We start from the raw sequence: 23,119 nt of genomic DNA, 5'->3' as shown, positions 1-23,119 counted from the left end.
TCGATATGAACTTTTTTAAGGAACTTGGCGAAGGCAAACCGGAGCTTTTTGCGGCAACCGTACGTGAAGCAATGACAGGAGAGGTTTTCGATGGCGATGTGATACAGTTGGGAAAGGGGGCTGACGAAGGCGCAATTTTCACAGCTCGTTTAGGGCTTTCCCGTTTGTCTAGTATCCGCTTCAAGCCCAATGCATTGGTGAGAACCGCACAAAGTGAAAGCTTCGCTAATTTCACTGTACCAATCTGCGCTTCAGAGTTATGGACGGTAAGTGGCGTTCCTTTGAAAGAAAACTCCGTTTTCTTCAATTTCACTGCATCGGAAACCGAGGTAGTCGCGCGCAATCGAACTTCGTTATGTGGTCGTGTGCCCTTGCAACGATTTCTCAAAGAGGTTCAACTTTTTTCCGGCAGAAATACATCGGATTTTCGCGGACCAACGGTTATCGTGAAACTGTCTTCTGATTTTCACGCAGCTTTGGTGCGAACACTTAGCTGCATAATGAACCAAGCCGATGGTCAATATACCCAGAGTGATTTGGAGGCGCGTCTTGCAAGGACGCTTGCGATCTTCTTTGCCTTATCTCAGAATAGTGGGAATGCACGCAAAGCGACTTGGTCTCAAAAAGTGGGTTTGGTCTCAAAAGCACGAGAGTACTATTCTTCCGCCTTGTCAAAAAGGCCATCAGTGGCAGATCTGTGTCGAGTAACCGCGGTAAGCGCGCCAACATTGATCTCAGCATTTCGCGACGTAACGGGTGAAACACCAGCACGATTTTTTGCTCTTCAAAGACTGGCCAATGTCCATGATGAACTTGTTCAGGCGTCTCAGCAAAAACCCATGGTGAAGCAAGTGGCGCTCGCTCACGGATTCACCGATTTGGGACGATTTGGGAGCCTGTACAAAAGCATATATGGAATTTTACCATCAGAGCAAATTGAGCGTACTGTACCCATTTGACCGGTTGTCTTTTTAGTTCTGCCGAAAACCGATTAATACGAATCTCGGCTCCGATGTAGCAGAGTTCCCTTGACGGATTGCAATGGCACCTCAACGATTTGCCAAACAGAACTATGGATTGGACGGCGGAATGTTTTCATTTTTTTTGAATTTCTACAGGCTCTTAAAAGCGATTGTCCGCTCGTGGAGTAGCCCTAGATTCCGCGGAGCGCTTACCCTTGCAATACTCTTGTTGCTTTCCGGAACTTTGTTTTATGTCAGCGTCGAGGGGTGGTCTTGGGTGGACGCGCTGTACTTCAGTGCAACTACTATTTCTACGGTTGGCCTCAGTGACCTAACGCCCGTAACCGACACAGGAAAACTCTTTACCGTGTTGTATATTTTCGTAGGCGTCGGGGTCTTCATCACGCTGTTTGTACAATTCACACATGCCCTTCTTAGGGACTACGATGAGAAAAAGTCGTCAGATAATTGAAGACTGAAGCAACGGTCTTTCGGTCGTTGCACCCTAGCGCTTCGCTCTGCCGTATGCGGTTAAGGTCGTTGAGAAACTGCTTGGATTAAGGCAAACAAAGCAAAGACAAGGTTCTTTATCATCTTGTCTAAGCAGCTAGTTTGAGAACATGGCCTCCGTAGCACAACTAACCGACTGGATGATTACCGAAGGACGCCGCTCAGGCGACCCTGTTAAAGTAGTTTCGCATTTCTGCTCGTCCTTAATTGAGGAAGGTGTACCGCTCTGGCGGGTCAATATCGGTCAGCGCTTCGCCAATCCGCTACTCATTGCATGGGGGGTCGTTTGGACACCTGATGGGACCGACAGCTACGACGTAACTCATGAAACGATGTTGACGGAAGGGTATGTTGGTAGCTCGTTTGAGTACATTCTGGAGCACAGAAAGCCGCTTCACAAAAGCCTGCGACAACTGGATCCAAAGACTGAGCATTTATCGTATCTAGAGTTCGCTGAGCTCGGTGGCACAGATTACTATGCAACTCTGATGTATTATGGCGACGGATCTCTGCACGGCTGCACATTTGTCACGCAGGAACCAGACGGCTTTTCACCGCAACATCTGGAATTGATTGAGGCAGCGCTGCCTGCTTTGTCTTCCGCTTTGGAACCTGTCACGATGCGCAAGTCAGCCAAGGGTCTATTGCGAACATATCTTGGCGATGGGCCCTCCGACGCCGTATGGAGCGGGCGGATCAAGCGAGGCGAACGAACGACCCTTGATGCGGTGGTCATGTTTTCTGATTTACGAGGGTTCACGGCGCTTTCAGAAGCCGCACCCGAGGCCGATGTGTTTGACGCGCTGAGCGGCTACTTTGATCTGGTTGTTCAGTCCGTGGAAGATAACGGTGGCGATGTTCTCAAGTTCATGGGTGATGGAATTCTCTCGATCTTCACCATCGCAACTCAGGCTGATCACGCCGACCGATGCCGAAAGGCTGCGCAAGCCGCACAAAGTGTATTGGCCGGTTTGACGGTCCTCAACCGTCGCCGCGCTGAAGCGAAAAAGCCGTCTTTGGACGTTGGGATCGGGATCAATGTTGGACAAGTCAGCTATGGCAACATCGGCAGCCCTGGTCGACTTGATTTCACGGTTCTCGGAGGTGCAGTGAACGTTGCGAGTCGAATTGAGGGGCTGACTAAATCTATTGGCCGGAGAGTGCTGGCAACATCTGCGATTGCCGAAGTCTCCCCTGATCTGTTTTCCCCTTGTGGGTTTCAAGAAGTTCGTGGACTTGCGCGTCCAATCGAATTGTTTTCTCTCGTCGAAGAAGAGCTTTGATTCAGCGCTGACTTAATTTTGGCAGCATCGCGAGAAGCAGGAACCAGATATTGGGCACCAAGTGTTAAGAGGCAGGTTTTTACCTCATTTGGGAGTTTGCAAAGCCCGACGATGGATGTCCGGTTTGGGCTGCTGCTCGACAGACGAGTATCTGGCCAATCTGGGCTGGCCATATCCCGAGCCTGACAGAAGGAAAGGAAAGACTTCTTCGGTTGAGAACAGATGGGCCAAGTCCGGAGGCTTACGACTTTGCAACTGGCAAAGATATGGTTGTTAAATAAGCAGCCCAGCGACCTCAAATCTGGATCGACTATCCTTAACCCGTTGCTTACTCCTGAACCACCAAGTCTTCAAAACGCCTGGCTCCAGCTTCTGGTAATGTTGCGAAACGAATTCCATCAAGACCAATCTCATCTCGGAGCTTTGCCAGATGTTTCAGGTCATAACCAGAGTCTTGAGGTACGACTAAGAGCGCCTCTGGTACAAGTCTCCTAAGGAGCCAAAGATAGCCAAGTGTATTTATTGCGAACTGTCTTTCTACTCTTGTCCTGTGCGCGTTTATTTCGACCGCTACTTTGGGCTTCCCATCAACTTCGATGACGTAGTCAGGATACAATGAACCTAGGCTCCTTCCGTCTTTGAGCACCGCGTTGTCGGATCCGAACATCTTGGGGCCATATACCCTTAGAAAAGAGAAAACAGTTTGATCAAAAATTTGCGCGCGTTGAGGAGAGGATAGTTTTGAAAGATTTGTATCCGAGTGCTTTTCTGCTCGCTCCTGTCGGAGTCGGTCGAACTCGGCCTTTAGCTCGACTTGTCTCATTTGTCCGCCGAAGACCTGGGGCGCTAGTCTTTCAGCAGTGGTCGGATCCAGTTCTTCTATTTTCATCAAAAACATGACCAGGGTCATACCCAACCAAGCTGGTCTATCTTTTTCTACGTCAGGAAATCTCTTTTTTAACCACTTGTATGCTTCGAGCGGGTTTCTCAGGGTATGAGCACGCTTCCCTCTTAGTTCCGCCACCAAATTCAGAACTTCCGAAGATGTGCGAAGGTCATATTTTATTGGGTTTTCGACCGCTTCTGCTAGGGCCTCACCAAAATCTATCCAATTATCTTTTTTTGCCACGTCTTCGAGGCCGTTGCTTTTTCGCATCGGTTAGTTCACCATTATTGTGCATCGTCAACAATTATTTGCAAAAGACGACGCCGATATTGTAGGGAATACCCTATGAAAATCGACAGTAGAGCAGAAATCCCTGCGCGCCAAGCTTGGCGAAGAGGGCAAAAAAAGAAGTCGCATTTCTTGTCTACAAGAAAAGCAAAAGGCGTGATCCAGACTGAAAGTGGGTTAGAGGCAAGTTTTGCCTTTGGTTGTGACCTGCATCCGAAGGTTAAGGCTATCCGGCCGCAACCCTGCACATTCGATCTGAAATCAGGTCGTGTTTATCCAACAAAAGCGGAGCTCATCACCAAGTTCAAGGGAACGGGATACAAACCAAAACCTTACACCCCTGATTTTGAAGTCATCTGTTTTGATGGCCGGAAGCTCTTCGTGGAAGTGCGACACTCTAGATTGTTGAAGCACAATGAGAGCACGTTGCTACTGCCAAACATCTTTAGAAGCCTCGGTTTAGAGCTTCTGATCCTCACCGATCAATTTCTTGCCAGAGATTTGGTGCACAATATCCGATCTCTGCATCCCTACATTCAGAGGTCTCCGACTGACGAGTTCCTTCGCAAACTGTCTTCAATTGAAGCACAAACGTTCCGGTTGGAATTTCTCCTGCAAGAACTGGGTTGTAGCCAGATCGATGTACTAAGTTCAATCGTATTGGGCCACATCTCAGTTGATCTTAGAGCAGGCATGCTCCGACCCAAATCTGTTGGACAGTTAGCCTACGGCCAAAAGTCTCATCTGGAGATCTTTCCACTGTGACGCAGCAAGGCCCCAACTATGTCGGATGGAATGTTCTCATCGGAACGGAAGCTTTCGTGGTCAAGGAGTTTGGTCATCAACGAGACCACGTTTTGCTTCAGGATGAACAAGGGACATACAAAGAAATTACCAATGAAGAATTCAGGACGCTTTATTCTCTCGGTGTGGTAAGCAGCCCGCATCTTCATGGTACGACTTCCAAAAGACTGGGTACACCAGAGGAAAACAACGAAACGTGCTTTCGAGAACTGATCCTTGTCAGAGCAACTGAACTACAAAGACAAGGATACTCGTGGGCTAAGATTAGAGACAAATTGGCTGGTGAGTTCGCTGCGCATCCGCTTCATGTACATCGGAAGAAACCTTTTCCGACTGTAAGGACCATTCAGAATTGGCGCACGCAGTACCTACTTTCAGGAAAAGCAGGTCTACGATCCAAGACAAGTAATTCCGGCAATCGTACTCCGAGGAATAACGCGGAGTTCCGGGAGGTCGTTTTGGATCTTTTGGAAGAACATTTTCTTAACAACGACCTAAAAACTATCACTTGGATTGCCCGGCAAGCCAAGCGGCTGTACCGAAGGCAATGCGAATCCGAAGGCAAGGTGCCCGGTCCCTGCGGAAGAAAGTGTGTTGAAGCAATTGTTTACAGCCTGCCACATGCCGGACTTTTAAAACGGCGACTGGGGGACGAAGAGGCAAACAGGCGCTATCTAATGGCGCTGGAGTACCAAAGAGTATCCACCCCGCTCGAAAGGGTAGAATTGGATTGCACCACGCTCGATGTTTGGTGCGTCGATGATGACGGAACCCCAATTGGCCGCCCCCACATTTGCGTAGCAATCGACTGCGCAACCGGTGTTATTCTTGGGATGCAACTCAGTTGGAGCCGTCCCGACACTGCATTGGTTTCTCGAACTGTAAAGGAAATCTTGGAGCCCAAAACACCAGCATTTTTCATGATGCACGGTGTCGAGAACGATTTTCAGACATTCGGGACGCCTCAGCTGTTGATTACAGACCAGGGCACCGAAAACAGCGGTGACGTCTTCCATACGATCATCGATTGTTCGAGCCTGGAATGGCGCAAGATGATCCCAGGTCGACCGGATAAAAAACCGTTCATCGAACGTTTCTTCTTGGAGCTGAGCCGGTTTGTCACTCAATTCCCTGGTGCTTCGCAAACGTCCCTCATCGGCCCGAGAGATCGGACGGACAAGGCACAAAAAGAGGCCCGCCTAACTTTGCAAGAGATTGAAACGCGACTGCAAAAATGGCGCTACGATGTGTACTTACGCATGCCCAGGCGACGCGTACAACACGTGCTCCGAAGACTGGAATCTCCGATGCAATCTTGGCGTAGGACTTCCAAAGACTGTTTTGTACCAATGCCCCCAGATCCCCACGAACTCAGAGAGATGTTTATGGTTCAGGCTGCGACGAGAACTGTGCAACGGTACGGTATCTCCTACGGAGGAGTGACATACCATAGCGCTGAACTCGCCAACTACTTGAAAATGGTCGGTGTACCCACGACAGTCGATATCCGCGTTGACCCGAATGACATTCGAGAAATTGCGGTTTTGGATCGCCTGAATAATGAGCATTTCTTCGTACCCGCAAAGTATGAAGAGTGCCCGGCTCTATCCTTCGATGAGTTGGCGAGGCTGCGAAAGCAAACCTTCACCCCGGAAGACGAAGAGCTTCAAGAAAAGGCGCTGATCGCTGCGATGGCTCTGCACCTTTACGAAGAAGAACCAAAGGCAAGGACAAAGACCGCAAAGTCTCGGGAGAAGGCCGCCAAAGAGGAGCGAAGACAGGAAATCTTCGCCCAATCCAAGAAAGTCATGGATAAGCACGGGCATTCAGAGCCCGCGTACAGGGTGGAAAAACCTGAGTTTGATCTGCCCAACAAACTGCCAAGTTTTGTCTCTAAAGGAGGGTGCCCGCAATGACAGAGCGAGTGTTTGAAGTTCTGAACCAGACAATTGAACATCCGAGCTATTTGGTTGCCAAAGACAAATTGGTTGAAGCCGTCTCCATCTCTCGCAAGTTAAACGGCGCCGCAGTTTTCTTGTCCGGACCTACACGCTGCGGAAAGACGCAACTCTTGAATGACGTTCAAGTTGAACTCGGCAAGCGACCAGATCTCAGTAGCGACCTGCTTGAATATTCTGGTTTGAGCGGAGCAAGTGATTTTGTCATCGGAAGTATTCCGACCAAACCAAACAGCAAGACACTGCTTACAGCGATGCTGGAAGCCGTTGGGGTCAAAGCCGGACCAACCCAAAGCGCGCACGATTTACAGGCCCGTCTGTGCTTCGCTGTGCGTGAAAAAGGTATTCGCACAATCGCGTTGGATGAATGTAGCCATTGCGCCGAACGAGGTGCTCATCTGTCAAAACGTGGCGCAACCGACCATTTCAAATGGCTAATCGATCAAACAGGGGTCACGTTGATCCTCGCCGGTTTGCCTAAGTTTCAGGGGCTCATTGATGAAAACGAGCAATTGAGGGACAGAACGCTGTCGACCATCGAGCTGTTTCCGTATGCTTGGTCGAATGGCGCCGATGCTACAAGCTTTGCCGCAGCGTTCTCTGAAGCTCTATGCAACATGCAAGCCGCCGGTGGCCAGTTTGACTTTGATTTTGAGGAACTGGTGGTCAGATTATACGGCGTAACGGGAGGTCGCGTTGGAATGCTCGTGCGCATCCTCCAAGTGGCTGCTCTCAAGATGAAGTCGAAGACGCTGACATCCAAGATTATCTCGGACAGCGCAATTCAGTTAACGCAACAGAGCCTAAACGCTGATTACTTTTTTGGGGAGGAAGCACCTCAGAAAATCGACCTTGTTCGATCCTACATTCAAGTCATGCAGGACGCTGGCTTGGATGTGACCCCAGAGTCACTCATTGACCTGGAGGCGTTAGAGGCCGCATGACATCGAAACGCTCCGACTTCCTGCGACCAGAAAATTCGGAAAGCTTGTTGGGCTATTTTAGGCGATTAGGGCGGGCAAAAGCACATTACTTTACGTCGGACTTCTTGACGGAACTTGGCAATCGATACGGGCGTCGATTGGTTGATGATATCGCAGCCATTGAAGAGGAGTTGGGAGTTCCACCCGGGACACTTGAACGTCTCGCACCTAGCTCGCCACCGAAAGATTCTAGTCGAGACTGGCAATACGAACGTCTTTACTCTGACCCAGTTTGCCCCCAATGCCTGGCGGAAAAGAAACCATATCAAGCGCATTGGCGGCACTCCCTGGTAACTGCGTGTCATGAACATCGATTGAGGCTGGTTGATGTTTGTCCAAACTGTTCGGAGAGATTGACACCAAAGGTAGGTGGCTATCGTTTGTGCAGTTGTGGGTTTGCCCTTGATAAACTGCCGCAATACCAAGCTTCAGAACACGAATGCGATATTGCATCCGCAATCTCAGGCACCGGGTCATTGGTCCCCCATGCAAAAACAGGAACAACGCCCCCGAGCAACATTGGTAAGTTCATTCATTTTCTAGCCTCTGGGTTTCAGGTTAGCCGTACAGGAAAGTCCGGAAAAACGAAAATTCCGAAGACCGTTGAAGACGCCGTTCGATTAATGGCACCGGTCGAGCACCTTTTGGCAAATTGGCCACATGGTTTCGAAGACTACGTGAAAAAGCTGCTCCATGAAGGTGATCCCGTTGCCACTTCTGCTCCTGAGCGGCTTGGCAACTGGTATCAGCGCCTAATGCGGTTTCGAGAACCTGAATACGATGTGTTTAAGGACGCAGTGGCTCGTGTGATCGAGAAAGAATTCAGTGGCTTCCATCCGGGTCATTTGGCGTCTACTTCATCGAGAGAGTGGTTGCCCGCAACGGAAGCGGCGCGACAACTCGGAATTTCTGCACAGCGTCTCGTTGCGGCAGTCCAGAAAAAAGAGATCGCTGGTAAGATCAGTCAACGCGGATTTGGACATAATCAAACAGTCGTTCCCAAATTCGAAGTTCTCAACATTGCAGCAGATCGTCGGCGCTTCTGGAGCGCGGCAGAAACATGTGACTATCTGGGAGTTGGACGTACACAATTCCAATTTCTCAAAGAACTTGGTGTGGTCGGCGAAGTCCCAGTTTCAGATCGGCCACCACTCGTGGATGGCCGGTTCCACTCGAATTCTGTAGAGGAACTTGTCCTCAAGATTAGAGCATCGGCCACTGAATTGACGGGAGAGGCAGTTTTGTTCAAAGAGCTTACGCTTAATCGAACAACCGACAAGACGGCGCTGAAGAAACTCATTCGTCTAATTTGTGAAGGTTCTGTCGCTGCTGCATTGGAAGATCAGGATGTCCAACTCGGTGATTTCAGGTTCCAGAAATCGGCTGTTGAAGAACTTCTCAGATCAGAAAGGCACTCGTTGGACTGGACTGCAAATGATGTCGCGAAGTTAACGGGCTGGAAGGCCCAGGCTGTAACTCACTGGTGCAAGCTGGGCCTGCTCGGATCTCGCACCGTTCCGCATGGCCCAAGCGAGTCTTTCTTGGTCAAACCGCAGCAGCTTGTGATCTTTCAAAGCGAGTACATGCCCGTTGCGACACTGGCGAGGTCAAGAGGAACTACGTCCCGAAAGCTCCTGTCTGATTTTGAGAGCAAAGGGATTGAGACCCATGGTGCGCAAATGGAAGGTAAGACGACGCGAGGACACTTGGTCAAACTGAGTGATCTGGCTTCGCTGCTGTCTGAGGCTGCCTAGTGCTCGCCTGCGCCATCCGAAAAGAACACCACTGAAATGCGTTGTCCAATTGCGGGTTCGTGGTCGCGTGAAACCTGCTCAGCTTCCTCGATGACCCGGACCATCTTTTCATGGATCTCAGTGGACGCCTGATGATCGCTTTCGAGCTTTTCCAGGATAACCTGAAGCGCGATGTACCCCTTGGGAAGATCCTCATAGGCGAAGCTATCACGCACTTCGTGTTTTGCTTGTTCCCAGAAGGGATCAAGCTCACGGCTCCACGCCTCGCACACCATTTCCACGGCCGGCAGTGAAAGATGGCCAAACCATTCTTGATCACTGAATCCGACACCACTCTTGCGTCCCATGAACTCGGCGCAGGCTTTCATGAGGCTCTCAACGCGCGCCGGGCGCAAGTCCCACTCGGTCAGCTTGCCAATCTGCTCTGAAATCGTCTCTAGCGCTTCAGAGAGATCTTCCAGTGACATGTGGGCGTGTTCCATGCCAAGGCTTCTGGTCCGTTCGTATGCAGTCTCCAGAGTTTGGACACAGGCCAGCTGGTCGCGTTCCAATATCAGGCCTGGCGCAGTATCCTTAAGAAGCAGCAGGCGAGGCGGAAAGAAGCTATTGCTCTTGCTAAATCCTTTGAGATGTAGCGCCGTGAATTTCTCACGGGCCGACAAGAGCGCCAACTCCGCGCCCCAGGTTCCCTGGATTTTGGCTTTGTCGATGAGTTTGTAGCGGTCTTCGGGGATTGTTTGCTTGGTGCGTTCCAGCACGTCGTGAAAGTTATTGTCGCGAAGCTGCCGCGGGGATCGCAGGTATTCAACGACACTCTCGAGGATCAGTTCTGCGTCTTCAGTGCTTTCTTCCAAGACGGCGTCGATTGGCGCCTCCCCAGCCAAAGTTCTATAGTTCTCTATGCGCTGGGCGATTTTTTCGTCAGATGCAAACTGACCTACTGGCACATCAATAAGGTGGTAATTGACGACCCCGAACTCACTATCGATCCTGTCGATCCTACCCAGACCTTGGATGAGCTCTTTCAGGTTCGAGGTCAGGCCAAGCAGCACCAACGTGTCTGACGACTGAAGGTTGATACCTTCAGCCATCTTGTAAGTCAGAAAAACCGATGCAGATCCTTTTGGTTCGTTCTTTCCTCCAGGTCGGAAGTAAGCCTCTACGGACTTGCCCTGTTTGATACGCTTGAAACTGTCGGGGCCATCTCCAAAGATCGCCTTCACGGCGCGATCTTCACCCTTGGTTTGGTTTCCCACGACATAGTTGGTGTGGAGGCCTCTGCGCGACAGCGCTTCTGCAAAAATCTCCAGTGTGTCCGTCCGTTCTGCGAGAAAGACGACCCTGTCTTTTTCATTTTGTATTCTCACGCACGCCTCATACCGCTTCTCATCAAGCTCCTTGAGAACACTGAGACCCAGTTTTTGGTTTAGAGCGTCGCATTTCTTTGTGGGTTCAGGCGCTTCTATTCCCAGTGCTGCGAACATGTCGGACTGGTCGCGGTGGGATACCTTTTTCTTCGATTTTCCACCACGCTCGAAGTCGCGAAGCGATTTGCCAATAGCTCCATGAGACATCTCCCAATGGGCTTGGGCGGCGCTCACGCGCAGAATGTTCAAAAGGTTGCGGATGTAGAGTTGGTCCTGGGTGCTTTGTTGCGTGCTGACATGCCCGAACCGGCTTTTCTCGACAGCGGTCACCCTACCGCCAGGCGCAAGTTCTTTACAGAGTGCCACAATCTCATCCAGGCGCGTTTGCTGAGGCTTTGTCACCTTAAGTTTCTTCGGGCGCCCGTGGTTTTCTAGTCTTGGGTAACTGTGCTTGGTCGGATCTTCGTCCTCGCCAATGCATTTCCGTTGTCTGCGTGTCAAAAACGGCGAAACCAACTGAGCGAGTTCGTTGCGAGCCTCTCGCGTGAGCGTCGTGTCAGGTTCTGACAGGACGGCCAGTTGCGCATCCTGGTTGAAGATATCCTTAGGAACTTGGGTTTCGCGCTCGAACAATTCACCCATGGCCTGAATGAAATGCGGAGTCATAAAAATGGACGCTCGCTTTTCCTGCATATGGGTCAACCAGTCGACATCGCGGTTCCCGAGCAGAGTCGCCGACAGGCAGACGTTCCAGCTTGGCGGGGCGAGCTCAATAGCTGAGGCCATTTGAGATGCTTGTTCAAAGCCCGGTGTCACAGTGTGGCTCTCATCGATTATTAGAATGCCAAACTGATCGAGCCTGAGCCCAGATTTTTCTTCATCGCCAGCGCCGCGGAGGTGTTGTTTGGCAAGTTTGCTGTTTGCGACAGGTTGGAGCGAGTTTGTCGAGTACTTGCGCCAACTGGGAATGACTTTGGGTGGGGCAATTACAGCTGCATTTTTTCGCGCAACGCCATGGACCGGGGAGCGAGGCACGACTTCTGAGAACGTTTCTGACAACGCTTCGGCCAGGTGACAGCCGATCTCTGTCTTTCCTGAACCGGTTGGCGCTTCTACAAAGGCGATCCCATGATCATAGACGATGGAACACGCCTCATAGGTCAGCTCCTGTTGATACCCAAACAGCATATGGCTCGTGATATCTTTTCGGTCTCCGGTGAGCCAAGGTTCGAACCCCTTTTGTTCGGAGATCGTACGCGCCATCGCATCTTCAGCGGTCACCGGTTTGATGAGCTTTTCGAGTATCTCCAGCGCTTCGGTATTCCAATCGACAGATACATCCCAAGCCTGCTCAGCGGCTTCTGTGCGTTCGACCTGAAGTTCATGAGTGCCCGCATCCAGGTCATCGGCATACTCGATGTTTCTGTAGAGCCCTGAGTAGGAAAAGTTTGCGGATCCGGCGACGGCACCTTTTGGCGAGCTGACGATTTTTGAGTGTAGCCGCCGGTCCCCGGTTATCCCTAACTTGCGTTTGGCAAGCTCCGGATCGAAGACACGCAAGTCAATTTTGCCGGTTTTGATGGCGTGTTTTGCCAGCACCGCGATAAGATCGTGATCCTCTTCCACTTGAAGCCCGGAGCGCTCCAGCCAGTAGAGTTTCATTTCTTCGGTGACTGGTTTGGGGTTGGTCAGCCTTTTGGTATTAGCCGTGTCGATCCCGAACGATATCCGGATCCGGATATCGCTGTCGTTTTCGGGATCCCTCAGCTCTGGCAATTCCTTCATCAAAATCGACAGTGAAGACAAGAAGTCCTGATACCCGGTGACAATCAGACAATCCCCAGAGGTGATATGGGGCCGATAAAGATTGATGACCGGCCGGTCGATATTGGTGCCGACCTTCGCAACCGGTTCGACACCAAGCTTGTCTTCGGGCTTTTGATTTGCTTCGGTGAGCTGCTTTGGTTTGGAACGCAGCCAATCAGGGAGTGAAAACAATGAACAAGACTTGGTTTTAGGACGCTTAGTCTAATATTGATACTGCGGGCATCGTCCTTCAAGACATCACAGGAAGAAACATTCGTTTTCCTGAAACTGTCGAAAACGCGCACCGGTTTTGTGGCAGAAAGCCAGGATTTCGAGATTTAACATAAGTCGCAATTATGGAGCGGTTGCAGCCCTTGCGCCTTTGTCAGCCAACCGCCGGCTAATCCGAACTTCGGACACTCGTGAACATCCCTTCAGCGGTAATCGTGAGCACAAAGTTCAAAGAGCTTCCTCGAACTCAAAGGTCAGCGATGCGCAGAATGCTGACTTTGCAAATTTACGAGAACGGCTCAAATGAAATTGCCTTTAACCAAGCAGCAACAAGTTGGGGGTGTCGTCTGGCAAACTTACCGTTCGCAGTATCCCAACAGAATCTCTGAGCGGAACCCGAAATTGCTTTAAGGTTGCGTAAACAACGTTGGTTCCTCACTTTGAGAAAACGTAATCCATAGCAAGATTGAAAGAGAATTAAATGAAACGCCTGTTTCCATCTCTGCCGGAGAACGCGACACTTGGAAGTGTCTATCAAGCCTTTCCAGATAAACTTTCTCCGCTTTGTGCGTACGAAAGCCTTGTGATGAGGGGCGAGAGCGACCTCTCGGTTGCTGAACGTGAACTCATTGCGGCCTATGTCTCGGGATTGAATGCTTGTGCGTATTGCCATGGGGCGCACATCGTTTTCGCCAAAGCCTACGGTATTGAAGTCGAGACAATCGAGGCACTGATGGAAGACCGCGATACGGCGCCCGTCGAGGATCACCTCAAACCGTTGCTGGCATACATTGAAAAGCTCACTGTCTCACCATCCCGAATGACAGAAGCCGACGCTAGAGCAGTCTACGCGGCAGGCTGGTCGGAGAGTGCGCTGTTCGATGCTATCCAAGTTTGCGGTGTCTTTAATCTCGTGAACCGCTTCATAGAAGGAACAGGTGTCCAAAGCCCTGGCACCGACCCAAGAGAAGCGGACGAAGCCACTTTAAACCGATGCCGCAGTGACAGCTTCTATACCGATTTCGGACGAGAGAACGGCCTCGACATCCCTTGAATTGATGTTGTTCTAACGTTCGAAACGCCACGAAAAGCTGGTCCGATAGAGCGGCAGATGCGTCCTTCGCTCTCGGGGTTAAATCATTCGTCGGATCAAGTCGGCGCATTCATTTATTGTTGGTGGATCCATGTTCAAGCCTCAACGATCCGTCCTGCTTTTCGTAGATAACTCAATTTCTGATAAGGTTTTGGGGGCATGTGGGCTTTGTAAGGGTGGAGAGTTGCTTAAATTTGACGCTGAAACAACGAAATTACTTGAAATCGCCTATCAAGGCGCAGAACTGACGCGGCGAAGACAGGCTTCATTCGATGCGCTGTGCCCGGCTCCTGGTGAAACTATTTTGGACATCGGTTGTGGCAACGGGATGTTGACAGTTGAGTTGGCCCGGGCAGTTGGCTCGGATGGCTATGTCATCGGGATCGACCCAAGCGCTGACATGACGGCAGCTGCTAGAGAACGGTGCAGCGACTACGCAAACGTGGAGTTTCGTGCTGGTGCCGCAAATAGCTTGCCCATTGAGGATGAGAGTGCTGACAAGGCCGTCTCGGTACAGGTCTTTGAGTACATCGAAGACGTAGACGGTGCGTTGGCTGACACGCTGCGGTGCGTCAAACCCGGCGGGCGCCTCGTCATCAGCGATCTACACTTTGGCAGCTTGATCTGGTTCAGCGATGAGCCCGACAGAATGCAAAAGATGCTGACATCCTGGAACCAGCACTTTGTGAGTGGTTCCGTCCCGGAAAGACTGCCCGCGCTGATAAAGGCTCGCGGCGACCGTGTGGAAGATGTCTTGTCGTTCACAATGACGGATCACCAGTTGAAGCCTGATGGCCTCGCAATCATGATGATGCACCTCATGAAGCAATACACTGTCGCAAATGACCATGTTGATCCCGCAGTTGCGCAATCGTGGTTTGATGAGCAGCTCAGCCTTGCAAGGACTGGACGCTTCTTCTTTTCGATGACCCAATTTGTTGTCGTGGTGCGCAAAAAGGGGTGATTGAGCTAAGTAAATCGGCCTGGGTTCTTTCGCGGGCTTCATGAAAGTCTCGTATTGGTACTTACTCAATGGCTACAACACAGGTGCGTGGCTGCCACTTCCAGCTTGCAGCTGCATTTGGCGTGATCTAATCGCCTTATTCGGCCGATTGTCACCAAGTGTCGTCAGAACCTTCCTGGATACAGACTCACCATGTTCTGCACGTCAAGCTCACTCGAAAACGCATCGGGATTACTCCAGATCACGTCATTAATATAGTCGCGTTCAGCGTGAAAATCGTCAGCTGTAGGCCGCGGCTTCCGGGCTTCGGGGAAGCCTCTCTTGGTCCTACCGAACAGTCCACCAAATACGGTCCAGATGCTGGGTGACATTGTATGGGAAGCCATCTCATGGTCCTTTCCGAGTTGCTTGCGCTGTCGCAACAACAGTAACTGTTCACCTGTTTTTCTGGTATCCGGCACAAAATTGTGCTGTTCTAAAAAAATGAAGAACGGGTTCCGAAATTGGTCGGATATTCGTGTGTTCCTCTCTGTCTTGAGAGAAGGATCGACGCTTGCGGCCTCCAGAAAGCTAAAGGTCTCCCAACCAACGGTCGCCCGACGCATTGATGTTCTCGAAAGAGAAACAGGCTTGACGCTGTTTGAGCGTGGTACGCACGGGTTCAAACCGACCCCAGAAGCCCTTCGCCTCGTTCCCCTCGCCGAAGCAATCGAGGCTTCAGTCCTCGAATTTACCGATTGCGCGAAGGAATTGACGTCGACACAACCCATCCGTATCACCGCTTATTCGGCAAACTTCTCCGCACGCATGATTGAAATCGTAAACGAGTTTTCCGCCGACAATCAGGATGTCGCATTCGAGTTTTTGTCCAGCGTTCGGGCGCTGGACCTGATGGCGGGCGAGGCCGACATTGCTTTGCGCCTTGCAAGAACCGATCCCGATCCTGACCTGATCTGTCGTAAGATCAGCACGGCCCGCTGGTCTTTGTTCGGCAGCAAAAATTACGCGGACAAATTTGGCTTACCGGGGTCAACGAATGATCTGGCCGGGCATCAGTTTGTTACCTTTCAGCGGGACGATGTGCCCAATGTATTCCACGAATGGTTGACCAATCACGTGGAGCCGGACCAGATCGTCATGTCTTTCACTGAACTGGAGCTAATGCATGCGGCGATCAGGTCAGGGCAAGGCCTTGGGATCAGCAATGTCAAGCTGGTGGAAACAGACATGTCTTTTATCCGATGTTTCGACGAAATCCCCGAACTTGCGGTGCCGCACCTAATGCTCATTTCGCCGGAAGCTTATCGCCGGCCAGAGGTTAGAGCCTTCGTTAAGTTCTTCGCACCTCGCTATGCGGCAATCTACAAGTAGTTATTTAGGCAAAAAGGATTGATAACACGCGAACAAGCTAGTTTGCATGTACGCCACGACCGCAATTGCGAATAGAAGCCTTATGTAGCAAGCCCAAGGATACTCTTGAAGATGACAATGGGAGTTCAAATTGATCGCCGCGCCCAAGTCGCTGCAAACTGCCTTAACTCCGATATGCCATCACGTGGTGCATAACCAGGTTAAGAACTTCAACATCGTTCTGGTTAAATGTCTGGTATCGGAATTTGACCGTTCCCCGGTCTGGCTTCGAACGTGACGGTGTAATCGCCTCAACCGTGACGCGCACGCTGATCGTGTCACCGGAATACACCGGAGCCAGCCACCGTACCTCGTCCATTCCATGTCCACCCAGATTGGTTCCGGTAAGTACACCAGTGTCGCGAAACAACCTGAAAGTAAGCGCTATTGTCTGAAATCCACTGGCAATGAGACCGCCGAACATCGACTCTGCGGCAGCCACTTTGTTAACGTGGAAGGGCTGCGGGTCATGAACCAGTGCGAAGTCAATAATCGCTCCCTCGGTCAGCGTGACGCCACCGGTTTCGAAGGTTTCGCCAACCGACAAATCGTCGATGTATTTTCCGCTAGCCATGGCAAAAGTATAGTTTGATGCAGACTCAACCGTCAACGCGGAGCCAGGCTCGGCCGCCACTAATGCTGCATTGTCTTTCGACCATGGCAAAGATCGTAATGGAGAACTAAGTCAGTGGTCGTTGACCTATGCCGCGGCGACAAATAGGTGCGCTTCTTGCGGTACGTGCAATACGCCTTCTTTGTCATATCTAGACAAAGCGTCTGCAACCTCTTCCACGACCTTGTTGGTGACGTCAGCACCTGCATCCTTAAGATCGGTTTCGATTGGCAGCGCCATGATTTGCGCGCGAAGATCAATAAATCTTCGCTCAAGTACCAATGGCTCGTGACGAGCTATCTTGAAGCCTGCATCGACCAACAACTTAGAAATGAGGTCCCCATCTCGAAACGAAAAAGGCGCTCTGGCCTTGATTGCGGCATCTGTTCCAACATGGCGCTCGAGAGCTTTTGCAAGCGCTCCATTGAAGGGCGACACTGCACGCCAACATGTCAAAAATAGCTGACCGTCATTGCGCAAGATCCGATGAACCTCTTGCAAAGCGGCGGATTTGTCGGGGAAGAACTGAAGCCCCTGTTGTATGAAGGCATAGTCAAACGTAGCATTTCCGAAAGGTAACTCGGTTACATCTGCTGCATACCACTCGAGCACATGACGACAATCCGGCTGATTGGACTGCGCGACATCAATCATGGTTTCGTTCAGATCTACGCCAACAACCCGGCCTTCGCCCGTCAGTTTCCTTGCAATCTCTCGCGTCAAAGCCCCGGTGCCGCATGCGATGTCGATAACACAAGTGCCGCTTCGAAGCTGAACCTTCTGCATTGTTGCTTCAGCCAATGGGCCGAACATCGCAGGCACACTATGGTTGTTGTACTTCTGCGCAGCCTCTTTGGTCAGCCGGAAATTGTCCGTCATCAAAAATATCCTCCTAGCAACGCGTCAATAATTGGACCGCCCAAAGTGACCCAAAATCGTAGTCTCACGAGGTTTCAACCGGAAGGCTCTCATCGGCGCTCCACTCAGCCCATGAACCATCGTACAGGCGGGACTTTTCGAACCCCATTTGGCGCAACGCAAGGAGCCCACAAGAAGCAGCTATGCCACGGCCGCAATAGGCGATGACCTCATCGTCAGTTTGAATTCCCTTGTCCTGATAGTGCTTGAGGAGCTTGGAATGATCCGCCAACTTGAATGAACCACGTTCCTTTAGTTTAGCTGCACGTTCGGCAATGGGTATGTGTGCCAAATCCGGATCGATGTTCGATATCGCCGGTATGTTGACGGCACTGGGAATATGTCCCGAGCGACCTCCCCATGTGTGAACTCCGTCGCCTCGGAAGAGGTTGTTTGGTAGAAAGTCCACAATTCTGACTCCGGGCTTACCCATCGCATCCAAGACATCAGCTTTGCGGGCAATCCAATTGCTCTGCACTGTTGGTTCAAAGTCACCATGCTCAACGGTTAGATCGCCAGTTTCAGTGGGTCGACCTTCGAGTTTCCATTGCTGCAAGCCGCCGTCCAAGACCTGCACGTTTTTATGGCCATAGTGCGAAAGTGCCCACCAAAGACGCGCAGACGCCAATGGAAGCCCGGAGTCATCGTAGACCACGACATGACTGTCGTTGGAAACACCCAACTCGCGCATCCTTTCCCCGAAGTCCTCTCGGCCGAGCATCATGTCGGGAGTGTTCTGAGTGCTGTCTGCAAGCTCCGTCGACATGCCAACATACACGGCGCCAGGAATGTGCTCGGCCTGGAACTCGCTCCTATCGTCATAGGCTACGCCCTTGCCGTTTTCCTCCCTAAACTTCCAGCGAACATCAATGATGCGCAGTTTCGGGTTAGTCAGGTTATCTGCCAACCAAGCCGTATCAATGAGCGGGCGAGTTTGGGTTGTCATACCTACTTTCTCCTCTAACCGGACGCGGGTCGAGCCGTATGGAATAATCCCCAAAATTGCTTTCGGAGTCCAATTTTGGAAAATCGGGATTTGATAAAGCAAATATGATTTAAACGGCATGTTGATGATTTCATGAGACTTCTGAAAGAAACGGATGCTGAAATCATGGCGCCTCGTAACGTCGATTTCCTTTGACTCGTTTATGGGTAGGCATGCTCATATAGCTCACTGACGGACAGGTTTGGTACAGAAAGTGGAAGGTTTGGATGCTTGAAGATCGGTACGGAAGCCCGCTAACGACCACATCACAAACTGCGCGAGACGCCTACGTTGAAGGCATCGACCGATTTCTGGGTGCTTTTGATGATGTTGAAGAAGCTTACCGTTCTGCAATGCAGGCAGATGATAGCTTTGCCATGCCCCATGTCGGGCTTGCTCGCTACCTTGTTACCGTCGGGCGTGGACAAGATGCAAAGCGTCAAATAGCCGTCGCAAAGGAACTGTCGCATGGTGTCAGCCCGCGCGAAGCCGCCCAGATCGACATTATCAGCGATCTCATTGAGGGGCGTGCACCGCAGGCCTACAGGCGCATCCGGGATCACGTCACAGACCATCCGCGAGATATTTTGCTTGCTCAGACATGTACCAGCGTATTTGGCTTAATAGGGTTTTCAGGTCAGGCTGGACGCGAGGCGGAGCAGCTTGCGTACACAACCATGTTGAAGCCGCACTATGGTGACGACTGGTGGTTTCTCTGCCAGCATGCATTTGCCCAGATGGAGGCCGGACAGATCGGCCCGGCCGCGGAAAACATCGAGCGCGCGCTTGAGTTGAAGCCAGACAGCGCACACAGTGCACATGTCAGGGCCCATCTCTACTATGAGAACGGGGAGACGGACGCTGGCTACGCTTATCTGCGCGAATTCTGGCAAGACTATCCCTTCACAGCGTATCTGCACTGCCATCTCAGCTGGCACGTCGCTCTGTGGGCGCTTGAGAGCGGCGATGTGGCAGGTATGTGGAAGCTGTTCGATGATTATGTTTCCCCCGACCGACCTCCTGCGCCACCACTGAACGTTTTGACTGATAGTGTGGCAATTGTTCACCGCGCCTTTTTGGCTGGCGAGCAAATTCCTCAGGAGCGTTGGCAACAACTCAGCGACTATGCTGTTCAGTTCTTTCCTTCACCAGGCTTGGCTTTTGCGGATGTTCACGCTGCTCTTGCGCATGCGATGGCTGGAAACAGAGAGCGTCTGGAAGCAACCATTGACGGCGCAAAGGGACCCGCAGGCCCCACCGTTGCTTCGGTAGCAGGCGCATTCCGTGCTTTGGCGGATGGAAACGCGGACGAAGCGATTGAGAAATTCGTAAGTGTCATGTCTGAGCACGAACGCCTTGGTGGTAGCCGGGCGCAACGCGATATTATTGAGTTTTCATTGGCGCATGCGCTGGCAATATCGGGAAAATCGAATGAAGCTCGACGTATCCTCAACATGCATCGACCGCATACCTCTCACGACCATGCAGTTGCCACGCTAGAAGAATAGGGTGCCCGTATTTTTGACGCCCGCAATGAGCGCAAATTACACGTTTTCAACGCCAGTTAGAACAGAAGCTGTCGCACGACGTTACCAGGCCCCAAAAGTGTTAGTTGGCGGAAAAGACCAACCTGACTGCCGACATCAGCTTTGTCAAAAGCCCGTCTTAGGTGTGCGAGCGGTGTTTGTGGTCTTGTCGGTGGGCTACTGTGGATGGATTGGACGACGCGTCACTCACGTAGCCGATAAGTTGGTCAGTCGCCAAGAAGAGTGCTTCGATCAAATGGGGCTCATATAAGTCGGGTCTATGCCTTGGGTCGGCTTTGATGTCGCCAGTATCGAGAAACAGCCCATTGTGGTAACCTCCTACCTTTAATTAGGGGGTTATTGTGATGGAATACTATGATCTCGGTAGCTACAGCCGAAAGATCACAACCTCGTCGGACGAAGCCCAGCTTTGGTTTGATCGTGGTTTGGCTTGGACTTACGCGTACAACCACGAAGAAGCGATTGTATGCTTTCAGAATGCCGTGGCTGCGGATCCAAATTGCGCAATGGCGCACTGGGGCATCGCGTATTGCATTGGGCCGAACTACAACAAGCCCTGGGAAACATTCGAAGAAGACGAGAAGCCTGACTGTATCGCCTTGGCAAAAGCGTCAATCCAGGCTGCTGCATCGTTAAAGGACAAACTGACGCCTGTTGAACGCGCGCTCATCGAAGCCATTCCAGCGCGTTATCCATCCTCATCGGATATCGAGGATTTCAGCCCATGGAATGATGCATTCGCTGATGCGATGCGAAAGGTTCACTCCGAATTCGATCAGGACCTGGACGTGTCCGCGATTCTGGCCGAGTCGCTCATGAACCGGACACCTTGGCAGCTTTGGGATTTGCCGTCCGGAAAGCCCGCCGAAGGGGCCGATACGCTCGAGGCAGTATCTGTGCTCGAAAATGCGTTCGATACACTTTCCGGAGCATGGGAGCACGCAGGACTATTGCACATGTATATTCACCTGATGGAAATGTCGCCCCACCCCGAACGGGCACTGCGTCACGGGGATGTGCTCGGCACGCTGGTGCCCGAGGCCGGGCATTTGTTGCACATGCCGACCCATATCGACGTGTTGTGCGGAGACTACATGAACGTGGTACTGCGAAATCACAAAGCCATATTGGCAGATCGCAAGTTTCTTAAGCGAGAAGGCCCTGACAATTTCTATTCCGTCTATCGGTGCCACAACTATCACTTTAAAATATACGGTGCGATGTTCTTGGGGCAACCATCGGCAGCAATCGAAGCCGCCGATGAGCTTGTCGAAACTTTACCTTCAGAGACACTTCGGCCAATGGCTGATTGGTTCGAGGCGTTCATTCCTATGAAACAACATGTATTGATCAGGTTTGGACGCTGGCAGGCTATCCTTGATCAGGAGTTACCTGAAGATGCGGAGCTCTACAGCGTCACTATCGCCATGATGCGGTATGCAAGGACGGTTGCCTTGGCCAACCTACACAGGGTCGCCGAAGCCGAGAGTGAAAAAGCCAAGTTCTATGATGCTCTGGCCAGAGTTCCTGAGACCCGAATGCTGTTCAACAACACATGCCGGGACATTCTGAAGGTCGCTGAGCAAATGATGCTGGGTGAGTTGGCCTATCACGCAGGAGAGCACGAAACGGCCTTTGACCACCTGCGAAAGTCAGTCGAGATCGACGACAACTTGCCGTACGACGAGCCCTGGGGCTGGATGCAACCCACCCGTCATGCGCTGGGTGCTCTTCTTCTTGAGCAGGGCCAGATGGAGGAAGCCGAAGCTGTTTACCGTGCAGACCTTGGCCTGGATGCAACGCTTAGCCGGGCCTGTCAGCATCCGGGCAACGTCTGGAGCCTGCATGGCTTGCACGAATGTCTCGTCCGGCGCGGTGAAACGGTCGAAGCCACCCACATTAAGCTACAACTGGACAAGGCCACTGCTCGCGCCGAGGTGCCGATCAAGGCATCGTGTTATTGCAGGCAGAACGCTTTGGCCGCAGAGTAGTCACTGATCAACAGCAATGGCTGGGGCATTTGCGAGGCCCGCTTCTGCCGTTGACCGGGACTTGTTTAACTTCGTTGATGGCAACCGTCTGGGCGACCACAAGACCGGCAATCATCGCTTGGATGCCGTTTTACGGTAAATCAGCCGCATGGTAGCATAGCGTAAGATTTGCAGTCGGGGGGCAACATGGTCTTAACATTCGCACAAATGGAAGCTCAAGAAATATCCAAAGCAAATCCAATTTCAGCAACTGACGCGCTGGCAGTACTGATCGAAGACCCCAACGCACTTGTGGTGGACGTAAGGGATAGCGCTGAAATGGCGGCCACAGGTATCAGCCCGAGAGCAATTCCGGCTCCTGGTCGCGCCGTCGCTTGGATGGCAGACCTTGAAAGTGAATACAGATCTCAAGAGTTACAGGATCGTGCAAGGCGAATTTTCACCACTTGTGGCGGAGCTCCGAGCTATCGAGGCGCGGCAGCGGCAAATGTATTGACTGCGATGGGTTTTCAAAACGTGCAGTTCATCGATGGAGGGATGGCGGCTCTGATCGCAGCGGGCTCCTCTACAAAGCAGCCTTAAAAAAGGCGAAACCAACGGTGATGAGCAAACACGCAGGGGTCAATAGAAGCTTCTCAGCTTGCAGAGTTGTGTCTCGATACGACTTGCGACTGAGATTTTAGCCAATTGACGAAAACCTTAGCCTCGGGGCGCTGAAATTCTGCCTGCGTCTGGATGTAATAGACGCCGAAGAGAGGCTCAGAGA

The 23,119-nt window shown here is 51.6% G+C and carries 19 protein-coding genes; 14 read left to right on the top strand and 5 right to left on the bottom strand.

Annotation, left to right across the window (positions count from 1 at the left end; genetic code table 11):
* The first annotated feature begins 5 nt into the window (after nt 1–5).
* The 4 genes from GS630_RS18850 to GS630_RS22675 all read left to right on the top strand — a co-directional run bounded on the left by GS630_RS18850 (nt 6) and on the right by GS630_RS22675 (nt 3,036).
* Nucleotides 6–959 (top strand): helix-turn-helix domain-containing protein, encoded by a 954-nt coding sequence (locus GS630_RS18850; protein ID WP_171712182.1) that lies wholly within the window; start codon nt 6–8, stop codon nt 957–959.
* An 82-nt stretch (nt 960–1,041) separates the two neighbouring features.
* Nucleotides 1,042–1,434 (top strand): potassium channel family protein, encoded by a 393-nt coding sequence (locus GS630_RS18845; protein ID WP_367397140.1) that lies wholly within the window; start codon nt 1,042–1,044, stop codon nt 1,432–1,434.
* A gap of 148 nt (nt 1,435–1,582) precedes the next feature.
* On the top strand, nt 1,583–2,755 hold the full coding sequence (locus GS630_RS18840; protein WP_170332093.1) for an adenylate/guanylate cyclase domain-containing protein: 1,173 nt from the start codon (nt 1,583–1,585) through the stop codon (nt 2,753–2,755).
* Nucleotides 2,756–2,841: 86 nt separating this feature from the next.
* Entirely contained in the window at nt 2,842–3,036 is a 195-nt protein-coding gene (locus GS630_RS22675; protein ID WP_170679326.1) for a DUF3291 domain-containing protein, read from the top strand.
* Between the two features lie 47 nt (nt 3,037–3,083).
* Here the strand turns inward: GS630_RS22675 and GS630_RS18830 are convergent, their stop codons facing one another.
* Nucleotides 3,084–3,911: a hypothetical protein gene (locus tag GS630_RS18830; RefSeq protein ID WP_170585329.1), complete on the bottom strand. Its 828-nt coding sequence runs from the start codon at nt 3,909–3,911 to the stop codon at nt 3,084–3,086.
* 75 nt (nt 3,912–3,986) lie between these two features.
* On the opposite strand from GS630_RS18830, the gene GS630_RS18825 reads away from it, so the two are divergent.
* Genes GS630_RS18825 through GS630_RS18810 form a run of 4 tightly spaced genes read left to right on the top strand, consistent with a single transcriptional unit; the run spans nt 3,987 to nt 9,428 of the window.
* Nucleotides 3,987–4,694 (top strand): hypothetical protein, encoded by a 708-nt coding sequence (locus GS630_RS18825; protein WP_170515819.1) that lies wholly within the window; start codon nt 3,987–3,989, stop codon nt 4,692–4,694.
* Nucleotides 4,691–6,649, top strand: coding sequence for a Mu transposase C-terminal domain-containing protein (locus tag GS630_RS22670; protein WP_171712179.1), 1,959 nt, complete (start codon nt 4,691–4,693; stop codon nt 6,647–6,649). Before GS630_RS18825 ends, GS630_RS22670 begins: the two co-directional genes overlap by 4 nt.
* Nucleotides 6,646–7,635, top strand: coding sequence for an ATP-binding protein (locus tag GS630_RS18815; protein WP_170585323.1), 990 nt, complete (start codon nt 6,646–6,648; stop codon nt 7,633–7,635). Before GS630_RS22670 ends, GS630_RS18815 begins: the two co-directional genes overlap by 4 nt.
* Entirely contained in the window at nt 7,632–9,428 is a 1,797-nt protein-coding gene (locus GS630_RS18810; RefSeq protein ID WP_170554595.1) for a TniQ family protein, read from the top strand. Before GS630_RS18815 ends, GS630_RS18810 begins: the two co-directional genes overlap by 4 nt.
* On the opposite strand, the gene GS630_RS18805 is transcribed toward GS630_RS18810, so the two are convergent.
* Nucleotides 9,425–12,601 (bottom strand): DEAD/DEAH box helicase family protein, encoded by a 3,177-nt coding sequence (locus GS630_RS18805; RefSeq protein WP_253740702.1) that lies wholly within the window; start codon nt 12,599–12,601, stop codon nt 9,425–9,427. The two genes, GS630_RS18810 and GS630_RS18805, sit on opposite strands and share 4 nt — an antisense overlap.
* 712 nt (nt 12,602–13,313) lie before the next feature.
* Between GS630_RS18805 and GS630_RS18800 the strand changes: the two genes are divergently transcribed.
* From GS630_RS18800 to GS630_RS18790, 3 genes are all read left to right on the top strand, one after another.
* Nucleotides 13,314–13,886, top strand: a complete 573-nt coding sequence (locus GS630_RS18800) for a carboxymuconolactone decarboxylase family protein (RefSeq protein ID WP_093964968.1) — start codon at nt 13,314–13,316, stop codon at nt 13,884–13,886.
* A 223-nt stretch (nt 13,887–14,109) separates the two neighbouring features.
* Nucleotides 14,110–14,889 carry a methyltransferase domain-containing protein gene (locus GS630_RS18795; protein ID WP_093965079.1) on the top strand — a complete coding sequence of 260 codons (780 nt, stop codon included), beginning with the start codon at nt 14,110–14,112 and terminating at the stop codon, nt 14,887–14,889.
* 357 nt (nt 14,890–15,246) lie between these two features.
* Nucleotides 15,247–16,260 (top strand): LysR family transcriptional regulator, encoded by a 1,014-nt coding sequence (locus GS630_RS18790; protein WP_171180438.1) that lies wholly within the window; start codon nt 15,247–15,249, stop codon nt 16,258–16,260.
* A gap of 163 nt (nt 16,261–16,423) precedes the next feature.
* Here the strand turns inward: GS630_RS18790 and GS630_RS18785 are convergent, their stop codons facing one another.
* From GS630_RS18785 to GS630_RS18775, 3 genes are all read right to left on the bottom strand, one after another.
* Nucleotides 16,424–16,873, bottom strand: coding sequence for a MaoC family dehydratase (locus tag GS630_RS18785; protein WP_170787436.1), 450 nt, complete (start codon nt 16,871–16,873; stop codon nt 16,424–16,426).
* 126 nt (nt 16,874–16,999) lie between these two features.
* Nucleotides 17,000–17,791, bottom strand: coding sequence for a class I SAM-dependent methyltransferase (locus tag GS630_RS18780; protein ID WP_171621541.1), 792 nt, complete (start codon nt 17,789–17,791; stop codon nt 17,000–17,002).
* Between the two features lie 64 nt (nt 17,792–17,855).
* Entirely contained in the window at nt 17,856–18,896 is a 1,041-nt protein-coding gene (locus GS630_RS18775; protein WP_170415297.1) for a sulfurtransferase, read from the bottom strand.
* A 146-nt stretch (nt 18,897–19,042) separates the two neighbouring features.
* On the opposite strand from GS630_RS18775, the gene GS630_RS18770 reads away from it, so the two are divergent.
* The 3 genes from GS630_RS18770 (at nt 19,043) to GS630_RS18760 (ending at nt 22,935) form a co-directional block, all read left to right on the top strand.
* A complete protein-coding gene (locus GS630_RS18770) occupies nt 19,043–20,323 on the top strand; it encodes a tetratricopeptide repeat protein (RefSeq protein ID WP_170415296.1) in 1,281 nt (426 codons plus the stop codon).
* A gap of 383 nt (nt 20,324–20,706) precedes the next feature.
* Nucleotides 20,707–22,353 carry a tetratricopeptide repeat protein gene (locus tag GS630_RS18765; RefSeq protein ID WP_170554599.1) on the top strand — a complete coding sequence of 549 codons (1,647 nt, stop codon included), beginning with the start codon at nt 20,707–20,709 and terminating at the stop codon, nt 22,351–22,353.
* A 186-nt stretch (nt 22,354–22,539) separates the two neighbouring features.
* Entirely contained in the window at nt 22,540–22,935 is a 396-nt protein-coding gene (locus tag GS630_RS18760) for a rhodanese-like domain-containing protein (RefSeq protein ID WP_170415294.1), read from the top strand.
* Nucleotides 22,936–23,119 lie beyond the last annotated feature (184 nt).

Source organism: Ruegeria sp. HKCCD7303 (assembly GCF_013111185.1).
Classification (GTDB): Bacteria; Pseudomonadota; Alphaproteobacteria; order Rhodobacterales; family Rhodobacteraceae; genus Ruegeria.
The sequence above is the reverse complement of the archived record's forward strand: the minus strand, read 5'-3'. Positions and strand labels throughout refer to the sequence as shown.

Bases quoted from the DNA above. Each gene is read 5' to 3' on its own strand.
- GS630_RS18850 (WP_171712182.1), top strand. From the start codon at position 6: ATGAACTTTTTTAAGGAACTTGGCGAAGGCAAACCGGAGCTTTTTGCG.
- GS630_RS18845 (WP_367397140.1), top strand. From the start codon at position 1,042: ATGGCACCTCAACGATTTGCCAAACAGAACTATGGATTGGACGGCGGA.
- GS630_RS18840 (WP_170332093.1), top strand. From the start codon at position 1,583: ATGGCCTCCGTAGCACAACTAACCGACTGGATGATTACCGAAGGACGC.
- GS630_RS18830 (WP_170585329.1), bottom strand. From the start codon at position 3,911: ATGCGAAAAAGCAACGGCCTCGAAGACGTGGCAAAAAAAGATAATTGG.
- GS630_RS18825 (WP_170515819.1), top strand. From the start codon at position 3,987: ATGAAAATCGACAGTAGAGCAGAAATCCCTGCGCGCCAAGCTTGGCGA.
- GS630_RS18815 (WP_170585323.1), top strand. From the start codon at position 6,646: ATGACAGAGCGAGTGTTTGAAGTTCTGAACCAGACAATTGAACATCCG.
- GS630_RS18810 (WP_170554595.1), top strand. From the start codon at position 7,632: ATGACATCGAAACGCTCCGACTTCCTGCGACCAGAAAATTCGGAAAGC.
- GS630_RS18800 (WP_093964968.1), top strand. From the start codon at position 13,314: ATGAAACGCCTGTTTCCATCTCTGCCGGAGAACGCGACACTTGGAAGT.
- GS630_RS18790 (WP_171180438.1), top strand. From the start codon at position 15,247: ATGCTGGGTGACATTGTATGGGAAGCCATCTCATGGTCCTTTCCGAGT.
- GS630_RS18785 (WP_170787436.1), bottom strand. From the start codon at position 16,873: ATGGCTAGCGGAAAATACATCGACGATTTGTCGGTTGGCGAAACCTTC.
- GS630_RS18780 (WP_171621541.1), bottom strand. From the start codon at position 17,791: ATGACGGACAATTTCCGGCTGACCAAAGAGGCTGCGCAGAAGTACAAC.
- GS630_RS18775 (WP_170415297.1), bottom strand. From the start codon at position 18,896: ATGCCGTTTAAATCATATTTGCTTTATCAAATCCCGATTTTCCAAAAT.
- GS630_RS18770 (WP_170415296.1), top strand. From the start codon at position 19,043: ATGCTTGAAGATCGGTACGGAAGCCCGCTAACGACCACATCACAAACT.
- GS630_RS18765 (WP_170554599.1), top strand. From the start codon at position 20,707: ATGGAATACTATGATCTCGGTAGCTACAGCCGAAAGATCACAACCTCG.
- GS630_RS18760 (WP_170415294.1), top strand. From the start codon at position 22,540: ATGGTCTTAACATTCGCACAAATGGAAGCTCAAGAAATATCCAAAGCA.